Annotated in this window: 10 protein-coding genes; all 10 read left to right on the forward strand. The window is 47.7% G+C overall.

The window, feature by feature from the left end:
- Position 1: 1 nt before the first annotated feature.
- From QZ942_RS10010 to QZ942_RS10055, 10 genes are read left to right on the forward strand one after another with little or no spacing between them, the layout of a single operon-like run.
- The gene (locus tag QZ942_RS10010; RefSeq protein WP_292995163.1) at positions 2-313 is read left to right on the forward strand and encodes a conjugal transfer protein TrbD; all 312 of its coding nucleotides are present in this window, start codon (positions 2-4) and stop codon (positions 311-313) included.
- Positions 310-2,847, forward strand: coding sequence for a VirB4 family type IV secretion/conjugal transfer ATPase (locus tag QZ942_RS10015; protein ID WP_292995165.1), 2,538 nt, complete (start codon positions 310-312; stop codon positions 2,845-2,847). The genes QZ942_RS10010 and QZ942_RS10015 overlap by 4 nt, the downstream gene beginning before the upstream one ends.
- Positions 2,844-3,608 carry a VirB8/TrbF family protein gene (locus QZ942_RS10020; RefSeq protein ID WP_292995167.1) on the forward strand — a complete coding sequence of 255 codons (765 nt, stop codon included), beginning with the start codon at positions 2,844-2,846 and terminating at the stop codon, positions 3,606-3,608. The genes QZ942_RS10015 and QZ942_RS10020 overlap by 4 nt, the downstream gene beginning before the upstream one ends.
- Before the next feature lie 14 nt (positions 3,609-3,622).
- The gene (gene trbG / locus QZ942_RS10025) at positions 3,623-4,531 is read left to right on the forward strand and encodes a P-type conjugative transfer protein TrbG (RefSeq protein ID WP_292995169.1); all 909 of its coding nucleotides are present in this window, start codon (positions 3,623-3,625) and stop codon (positions 4,529-4,531) included.
- 2 nt (positions 4,532-4,533) lie between these two features.
- Positions 4,534-5,016, forward strand: a complete 483-nt coding sequence (locus tag QZ942_RS10030) for a conjugal transfer protein TrbH (protein WP_292995170.1) — start codon at positions 4,534-4,536, stop codon at positions 5,014-5,016.
- Positions 5,017-5,029: 13 nt separating this feature from the next.
- Positions 5,030-6,439, forward strand: coding sequence for a TrbI/VirB10 family protein (locus QZ942_RS10035; RefSeq protein ID WP_292995172.1), 1,410 nt, complete (start codon positions 5,030-5,032; stop codon positions 6,437-6,439).
- A 17-nt stretch (positions 6,440-6,456) separates the two neighbouring features.
- On the forward strand, positions 6,457-7,257 hold the full coding sequence (gene trbJ, locus QZ942_RS10040) for a P-type conjugative transfer protein TrbJ (RefSeq protein WP_292995174.1): 801 nt from the start codon (positions 6,457-6,459) through the stop codon (positions 7,255-7,257).
- 23 nt (positions 7,258-7,280) lie between these two features.
- Positions 7,281-7,484, forward strand: coding sequence for a hypothetical protein (locus QZ942_RS10045; RefSeq protein WP_292995176.1), 204 nt, complete (start codon positions 7,281-7,283; stop codon positions 7,482-7,484).
- Between the two features lie 42 nt (positions 7,485-7,526).
- Positions 7,527-8,615: a P-type conjugative transfer protein TrbL gene (gene trbL / locus QZ942_RS10050; protein WP_292995178.1), complete on the forward strand. Its 1,089-nt coding sequence runs from the start codon at positions 7,527-7,529 to the stop codon at positions 8,613-8,615.
- A 28-nt stretch (positions 8,616-8,643) separates the two neighbouring features.
- Entirely contained in the window at positions 8,644-9,090 is a 447-nt protein-coding gene (locus QZ942_RS10055) for a transglycosylase SLT domain-containing protein (protein WP_292995180.1), read from the forward strand.
- The last annotated feature ends 16 nt before the right edge of the window (positions 9,091-9,106 follow it).

Genomic DNA, 9,106 nt, shown 5'->3' on the forward strand with positions numbered 1-9,106 from the left:
CATGGCGCTTCGAACTGTACCTATCCGCCAATCGGGAAACCGCCCCAATTTGTTTATGGGCGGTGACCGGGAACTGGTCATGTTTTCTATCCTGATTGCAGCCACTTCCATCTTTGTGGCTATGGAAATCAAGGCCACGCTCTTTGGCATAGCACTATGGATCTTTGCACTGTTTGCACTTCGACTGATGGCTAAAAATGATCCGCAACTGCGTCATGTTTACTTACGCCAGATGCAATACAAAAAATACTATCCGGCGCGCAGTACTCCTTTTTATGACAATACGCTCACACAGGAGAAACAGCATCTATGATTGCCGCCATCACAATTCTTATTGCAATCTCTGGAGCTGCGCTGCTCTTGATACTGTTTATCCGTATCCGTGATACGGGCAAAGAATTAAGACTGGATCAACATCGATCCAAAGAAATGGGCTTTGCCGATCTGCTGGTGTATGCAGCAGTGGTGGAGGATGGCGTAATTGTGGGCAAGAACGGTTCATTGATGGCCGCCTGGGTATTCTGCGGCGATGATACGGCCAGCAGTACCGAGATAGAGCGTGAGCGCGTGTCATTCCGTATTAACCAGGCTTTATCCCGCTTAGGCAATGGTTGGATGATTCATGTCGATGCGATCCGCAAACCCGCACAAGGTTATTCAGATAAAGCGCACTCCAATTATCCTGATCCTGTGACTGCTGCCATTGATATGGAACGGCGCAATCTGTTCGAGCGTATCGGCACAATGTATGAAAGCTGTTTTATCGTATCACTGACGTACTTACCGCCAATGCTGGCGCAGCGCAAGTTCGTTGAACTGATGTTTGACGATGAAACCCAGGCTCCGGATCAAAAAGCCAGAACACAAGGATTACTGGAATATTTCCAGCGCGAATGTGCCAACTTTGAATCCCGATTATCCAGCGTATTTCATTTGTCGCGATTAAAAAGCCGCAAGCTGGTCAATGAAGACAATACCACCATCACCCATGATGATTTCTTACAGTGGCTGCAATTATGTGTAACCGGCCTGGATCATCCGATGGTGCTACCGGCTAATCCGATGTATCTGGATACCTTGCTCGGTGGTCAGGAAATGTGGGGCGGGGTCGTGCCTAAGATTGGCCGCAACTTTGTTCAGGTGGTATCGATTGAGGGTTTCCCGCTCGAATCCTCCCCAGGCATGTTAAATCTGCTCTCTGAATTGCCGGGTGTGTATCGCTGGTCATCGCGGTTTATCTTTATGGATGCGCATGAAGCGGTCAATCATCTGGAAAAATTCCACCGCCGTTGGAAACAAAAAATTCGTGGATTCTTTGATCAAGTGTTTAACCTGCAAAGCAGCAACATTGATGAAGACGCGCTGAATATGACTGAAGATGCGCAGTCAGCCATTGCAGAGACTAATAGCGGTTTTGTCGGTCAAGGTTACTATACCAGCGTAGTCGTGCTGATGATGGAAGATCGTGCAGCATTGGAAGAAGCCGGGCGAAAGGTAGAGAAAGCCATCAATCATCTGGGCTTTGCCGCACGAGTTGAGACGATCAACACGATGGATGCCTATCTGGGCAGTCTGCCCGGCCACGGTGTCGAGAATGTGCGCAGGCCCCTCATCAATACCATGAATCTGGCCGATTTGTTGCCGGTCAATACCATTTGGACAGGCAAACCTATCGCCCCTTGTCCGATGTATCCCCCCAATTCACCGCCATTGATGCACTGTGTCACACAGGGAGCAACGCCTTTTCGGCTGAATCTGCATGTGCGCGATCTGGGTCACACCTTTATGTTCGGCCCCACCGGGGCAGGTAAATCCACGCACTTAGCGCTGATTGCCGCGCAATTGAGGCGTTATCAGGGTATGGCGATTTATTGCTTTGATAAGGGGCTATCCATGTATCCCCTCACAAAGGCCGTGGGTGGTCAACATTTCACCGTGGCAGGGGACGATGAATCGTTATCTTTCTGTCCCTTGCAGTTCTTGCACACCAAGGGCGATCGTGCCTGGGCTCTGGAATGGATTTGTTTGATGGTGGAACTTAACGGCATCACAGTCACCCCGTTACAGCGTAACGAAATCAGCCAGGCCATTACTAACATGCATCAAAGCGGCTCAAAAACCTTATCGGATTTGTCAGTGACGATCCAGGATGAAACTATTCGCGAGTGTCTTCGGCAATACACCATCGACGGCATGATGGGACATTTACTCGATGCTGAAGCCGATGGATTGAATCTCTCAACCTTCACCACATTCGAGATCGAGGAATTGATGAATCTCGGTGATAAATACGCACTTCCGACTTTGCTGTATCTGTTTCGCCGTATTGAGCGCAGCCTGCATGGGCAGCCTTCAGCGATTATTTTGGACGAAGCCTGGTTGATGCTGGGTCATCCGGTATTTCGCGCCAAAATCCGCGAGTGGCTCAAGGTTATGCGTAAAAACAATTGTTTGGTGTTGATGGCGACTCAAAGCCTGTCAGATGCTGCAAACAGCGGGATTCTCGATGTCATTGTTGAATCCACCGCCACCAAGATATTTTTGCCCAATGTGTTTGCACGCGATGAGGAAGCATCAGCACTCTACCGGCGCATGGGATTGAATACTCGTCAGATTGAGATCTTGGCTTCTGCGATTCCCAAACAGCAATATTACACGGTGTCCGAGAATGGTCGACGGCTCTACGACTTGGCGCTTGGCCCATTGGCACTTGCGCTTATAGGATCTACGGATAAGGAATCAATCGCCACGATTAAAAACCTGTGTGACAAATATGGTGACGGCTGGGTTAGTGAGTGGCTGGCGATTAAAGGGTTAACGTTATCAGATTATGGAGTTGCCGCATGAATATGATCAATGAACTATTCAAGTTAAAGCCGAGTGCGGATGAGACTGTGCGTGTTAATGACGGTGCGATGGAAGGCGGTCGCCGCTGCGGTGAAAACGAAAACCCTTATCTGTCAGCAAGGCGTACCTGGAATGATCATATGCGGGAAGTAATTGCTTCGCGCACTATGTGGCAAATGCTAGCACTTCTTTGTTTGTTGATTGCGTTGGCAGGAGTAGGTGGTGTGATTGTCATCGGCAGCCAGTCCAAATTCATCCCGTATGTCGTGCAGGTCAATAAACTGGGTGAAGCCATTGCGGTTTCGCGTGCGGATATCGCAGCTGTGGCCGATCAGCGCGTGGTACATGCATCCGTGGCATCGTTTATTAATGATTTGCGCATGGTGACCCCCGATATTGCCTTGCAACGTCGCGCTATCTTTCGTGCGTATGCCATGCTGTCCAATAACGATCCAGCCACGGCAAAAGCCAATGAATGGTTCAATAGCAGTGAAGCCAGCAGTCCTTTTAAGCGGGCTGAAACACACACGGTTAATGTTGAGATCATATCGGTTATTCCCCAATCCCCGGAGACTTGGCAGGTCGACTGGCTGGAAAAAGTCTATGACCGGCAGGGACACTTAACCGAGCCGCCTTTCAAGATGCGTGCCTTATTGAGAATCTATAACAAGCCGACAACGCAAAGCACCACGGAAGAACAGATCCGAAATAACCCGCTGGGTATTTATATCCAGGATTTCTCCTGGTCGAAACAAACATAAAGGGGTCACTCATCATGAAACCGTTATTCGTTTTAAGTATCCTGAGCACATTGATTTTGTCTATCGGGCTGGCTGCTCCAAGCTATGCCAACGGCTTGTCTGAAGCGTATTTCACCGATAAAAACCCGCAACTCACCCCACAGGAACGTGCCGCAATTGATCTGGCCAAGAAATGGCAGGCAGTCAATCCTAGCGGCACAAAGCCAGTTGCAGGGCCTGATGGTTCCATCCGTTTTCTGTTTGGCTCACAGCAACCCAGTATCGTGTGTGCAGTATTGCAGGTATGCGATATTGAATTGCAGCCGGGTGAGCAAGTGAATTCCATCCATCTGGGCGACCAGGCGCGCTGGTTAATAGAACCGGCGGTTACCGGTCAAGGATCTGCCGAAGTACAACATTTGATTGTTAAACCATTGGATGTGGGACTCGAAACATCCCTGGTGGTGACGACCAACCGCCGCACCTATCACATGCGTCTGCGGTCTCATCGGCGTGATTTTATGCCGAGAGTGAGCTTTACTTATCCGGAAGATGCGCTGATTAAATGGGATGCGATTAGAGATAAAGAAAGCCATACGATGGGAATCAGGAAATCGCGCACCCTTCCTGAAACCGGGGAATATTTGGGTAATCTGGATTTTGCGTATGCAGTGTCTGGTGATGCTGCCTGGAAGCCGCTGCGTGTCTATAACGACGGTCAAAAAACCATCATACAAATGCCTGCCATCATGGCGCAGACTGAAGCACCGACTTTGCTACTGTTGAACAAAGAAGGCGGTATTTTTAGTGAAGATGAAACGGTCATGGTGAATTACCGTTTGCAGGGCGATCGCTATATCGTCGATACCGTGTTTGATAGTGCGATTCTGATTGCGGGTGTGGGTAGTAATCAAAGCCGGGTGACGATTACGCGGGGGAATTGATGATGAATAAAATGATCACCGCATCCAACTCTATTTTTATTCTCATGCTGGTTTTATTGCTATTGAATGGTTGTGCTACGCAACCGTATGGCAATTTTATTCAAAATCCTTCAACTACATACAGCAAAGTCATGGCTGATGACGTGACAGCCCAAATAGTGCGGCTGTACCCGGCGGCCAATACGCAGTTTAATTTACGCCATGTGGTTAATGATCCGTTTGGCCATGCCTTGATCGAGAACCTGAGATTGGCAGGGTTTGCAATTCAGGAAGCGACTCATCAATCAATTCAGCAACAAATCTTTGCTGTGCCGAATCAACCTGATACTGAACCGCAGAAAGGTTTGGCTTTGAGTTACATCATTGACCAATCGGGTGATTTGTATCATGTCAAACTCATGATTGACGATATGCGATTATCGCGTGCATTCAGTGTGCAGGCCGACAGTATCCATCCTGCCGGTCTTTGGGTCAGAAAAGAATAAGGGGGTAAGAGTGATGTCAACCAATTCAAAACTCCTGTCGCCTGATTCATCCCCGGATGTAGTTACCAAAAGCGTTGGGGTGCGGCGCGTCAATAACCTGCCAATTGTTATCTTTGGCGCGATCATGCTGATATTCATGTTGCTGATGATGATCGTCGCCATGAATCGCGCAGCTGAGCGCGGTCAATACGATTTTGATGGTAATCATGACACGCAGTCGAGCAATTCCTTTGCCTCATTGATTGCCAAAGACTATATCGGCGGCATTATCGAACCTAAAACTCAGACTAAAACTCCTGATTTACCCGAAAAAGCACCCCTGCATGGAATCATCATTGAGCGGCCATCAGATCTGGATCGGCCGCCTCTGCCGCCATCTATGGATACTACCGATCCATCGCTTCACGCTGATATTGCCCATATTCGGATGCTGAAACGCCAGCAACTGGAAGAAGCGATCAAGGCTAAAACCAATGTAAATGTCGTTGCACCCAGAAGTTCAGGATCACCGCCGGATTTAGCCAGCGCCAGTGCCCCTAAAACACGCGAAGAAATGTTGGCTAAATTGGCATCGGTGCGTCAACAGATCGATGCAAACCTGCGCGAAGATCCAACGGCTGCATATCATGCGCGTCTTGCGCAGTTGCGGCAGGATGGAGGAACGGGTGTAGCCGGAGGAATTGGAGCGGGTAGAGGTGATGAATTCATGGACGATGGCGCTCCTCGATTGTTGGATGACGAAACCGGTACACGGGATAGGGATTATTCGCGCTTTGATTCAGCAAAAGGAGAAGCGCGCTGGAAATTGAATAGCGAAGTGCAAAAGCCAGTATCACCCTATGTCCTTCAAACCGGGTTTGTCATACCGGCAACCTTGATATCCGGTATTAATTCCAGCCTGCCGGGGCAGATCATGGCACAGGTAAGCCAGCATATTTATGACTCACCGATTGGTAAGTGGCGTTTGATTCCGCAAGGATCCAGATTGGTGGGTACCTATTCCAGCGAAGTGGAATTCGGTCAGGCGCGTGTGCTGGTTGCTTGGCAACGTATTATCTTTCCGGATGGCAAGACCATGGATATCGGTGCCATGCCGGGTGCTGACGGGGTGGGCTACGCAGGCTTTAAGGATTTGGTCAATAATCATTACCTGCGTATCTTCGGATCAGCCCTGATCATGTCGGCTATCGTTGCCGGTGCCACGTACAGTCAACGTGATGCAGGCGGTGCGTTCGGACGGCAAAATGCTGGCAGCATTATGAGTCAATCGCTCGGTCAGCAATTGGGGTTGGTGACCGCCAATCTCATTCGGAAAAACCTGAATATATCACCCACCCTTGAAATCAGGCCAGGGTATCGCTTTAACATCATTGTTACCAAAGACATGAAGTTTTCTAAGCCATACCAATCATTTGATTATTAATGACAGGAGGTTCAAACATGACAAACAGTAAAAATCTAACCACCCGATTGATCATGATACTGCTCGTGTTGGGTAATACCGGTTATTCACCGGTTATCAAAGCAGGTGGAATGGCTGTCATTGATATGGCGAATATCAAACAAACCACAATTACCGCGCTTGAAGCGATAGAGCAGACCCAAAAGCAAATAGAGCAGTATCAGACGCAATTGCAGCAATATGAGAACATGATCCGAAATACCGTGGCGCCCCCTGCTTATGTCTGGGCGAAAGTGGAGTATGCGATGAATAAGCTCATCAATTTGACCAATACCATACGCTATTATGAACAGCAGTATGGCGGACTGGATGGTTATATGCAACGATTTCGCAATGTTGAATATTATCGCAGTTCTCCCTGTTTTAGTTTGCAGGAAAAATGCAATGAAGGTGCCTGGAAGCTCCTGAAGGAAGGACAAAATACCAGCACCGACGCACAAAAAAATGCTAATGATTCACTCCTGCGGGGTTTAAGCGAACATCAGAATCAGATTCCACTGGATGCTGCTCACCTGCAAGTCCTGCAACAAAAAACCGAGTCAGCACAAGGACAAATGGAAGCGCTGCAATATGCCAACCAGTTGGCCGCGTATCAAGCAAATCAGTTGCTGCAAATGCGTCAAATGCTCATTGCCCAGCATAATGCTGCCAATACGCTAAGTCAGGCCGAGGTAGATCAAAAGGCCATGCAGCAGGCTGCGCGTGAGGCGGCAACCAAGCGATTGAGTCCTGAAATATTGCCAGTTGGTAGAAACTGGTCGGTACGAGATGCCTTTTGAAACACCAACTCAAGGAGATATCGATGAAAAAAAGTCATTTGAGTATTGCAGTTATTTGTTCATTGTCTGTGTTGCTGTTGTCGGGGTGTTATAAGGATGGCGATGGCAAGCTTGAATTGAAGGAACCTAAGAAAGAATTAAGTGAAATGCCGCCTGGAATTAGATGGACTATTAACGGGCCAGTAGATGAAACGGGTAATCCAATTGAATTAGAAAAAGCAAAATAGTTGTTCGCCTAAAATTGCGAGAAGAATCAGGAGATCAAACGTATGTACAAATTATTATGTGTTTTATTAAGTACCTTGCTTCTGATATTTCTTTCTACAAAGGCATCTGCTGAGCTAGCCTACATTGATCCAGCAACCAACCAGAGCGTGCTGGATCAAGTTGTCCAAAAGTTTTGGACAAAGGTTAAGAGCTGGCAAAATGTTGTTCAGGCCGCGGCCGAGCGTTTGTTCTGGACGTTGGTGCTGATTTCGATGGTGTGGACATTTGGAATGATGCTGTTGCGCAAAGCCGATATAGGGGATTTCTTTGCCGAGTTCACCCGTTTTATTATCTTTACAGGCTTTTACTTCTGGCTGCTGACCAATGCCGTATCAGGCCACAATATTGCAGGGACAATCATAGATTCGATGCAACAACTAGGCGGAACCGCTGCCGGTCTGCCAAGTGGCGCGAGTCATGCCAGTATTATGCACACAGGTATTTTAATCTGGAACCAGGCAACGAATAGTCTTACATTCATGCAGCCTATGGATAGTCTGATGGGTTTTGTCATTTCTTTGATTATTTTAATTATTCTGACAGTAATTGCGGTCAACATGTTGCTTTTGCTGATATCAGGATGGGTGCTAATGTATGCGGGTATCTTCTTTTTAGGCTTTGGCGGCGCTCGTTGGACATCCGATATCGCTATAAACTACTTTAAAACAGTTTTGGGTGTTGGTATCCAGCTATTTGTGATGCTCCTGATCGTTGGTATTGGCAGTGATCTGTTATCCAGTTTTTACGCCAAAATGGGTAAAAATGTTCTGAATTATGAAGAACTGGCGGTTATGCTGATTTTTACAATTGCATTTTTTGTGTTGATTTCCAGATTGCCGCTGTTGCTGGCTGGCATTATAACGGGTAGTAGCATAGGTTCGACCGTCGGAATTGGCAGTAATAGTGCAGGTGGTTTTATGGCAGCGGCAGGTACAGCGGCAGCCGTTGCGTCTTATGGTGGCACGCTGGCAGCCGGTCGATTGACAGCAACAAGAAGTGCGGGAACGGATGCTTTGCGTAGTGCCATTGAGAAAGGCCAGGCTCAGGAATCTGCGGGTATGAACAATATTTCGCGAGGAGAAGGGAAATAATGGATAAGGTATTTAAGCGATTCGCTCGATGATGGATTTTCCCCCAGATATGCAAGAAAGGGTGGTGTGCTCAATCACAGCAGCCATCAAGTATGAAATACCAGCCAATATCTTGCTGGCGATAGCCGAAAAAGAAGGCGGCAAACCGGGTCAATGGGTGCATAACAGTAACGGTACTCACGATGTTGGCTCGATGCAGTTTAATACTATGTTTCTTCAAGATTTATCCAAATATGGCATTACGCCTGATCACGTAGCAAATCCGGGTTGTTATGCCTATGATCTGGCCGCATGGCGAGTGCGGTTACATATCAAGAATGACAAAGGCGATATCTGGACAAAAGCGGCTAACTATCATTCGCGCACTCCAAAATATAATGCAAAGTATCGCGCTGATTTGATTACAAGGGCGGTTAAGTGGGCGAATTGGCTGGAAGATCGGTTTCTTTTATCAAATAATACTCATAATCAGTAAAAAAATATTATCCACA

Origin of the sequence: Nitrosomonas sp. (assembly GCF_021731985.1) — a bacterium.
In the GTDB taxonomy this organism is placed as follows: Bacteria; Pseudomonadota; Gammaproteobacteria; order Burkholderiales; family Nitrosomonadaceae; genus Nitrosomonas.

Bases quoted from the DNA above. Each gene is read 5' to 3' on its own strand.
- QZ942_RS10030 (WP_292995170.1), top strand. From the start codon at position 4,534: ATGAATAAAATGATCACCGCATCCAACTCTATTTTTATTCTCATGCTG.
- trbL (WP_292995178.1), top strand. From the start codon at position 7,527: ATGTACAAATTATTATGTGTTTTATTAAGTACCTTGCTTCTGATATTT.
- QZ942_RS10010 (WP_292995163.1), top strand. From the start codon at position 2: ATGGCGCTTCGAACTGTACCTATCCGCCAATCGGGAAACCGCCCCAAT.
- QZ942_RS10055 (WP_292995180.1), top strand. From the start codon at position 8,644: ATGATGGATTTTCCCCCAGATATGCAAGAAAGGGTGGTGTGCTCAATC.
- QZ942_RS10035 (WP_292995172.1), top strand. From the start codon at position 5,030: ATGTCAACCAATTCAAAACTCCTGTCGCCTGATTCATCCCCGGATGTA.
- trbG (WP_292995169.1), top strand. From the start codon at position 3,623: ATGAAACCGTTATTCGTTTTAAGTATCCTGAGCACATTGATTTTGTCT.
- QZ942_RS10045 (WP_292995176.1), top strand. From the start codon at position 7,281: ATGAAAAAAAGTCATTTGAGTATTGCAGTTATTTGTTCATTGTCTGTG.
- trbJ (WP_292995174.1), top strand. From the start codon at position 6,457: ATGACAAACAGTAAAAATCTAACCACCCGATTGATCATGATACTGCTC.
- QZ942_RS10015 (WP_292995165.1), top strand. From the start codon at position 310: ATGATTGCCGCCATCACAATTCTTATTGCAATCTCTGGAGCTGCGCTG.
- QZ942_RS10020 (WP_292995167.1), top strand. From the start codon at position 2,844: ATGAATATGATCAATGAACTATTCAAGTTAAAGCCGAGTGCGGATGAG.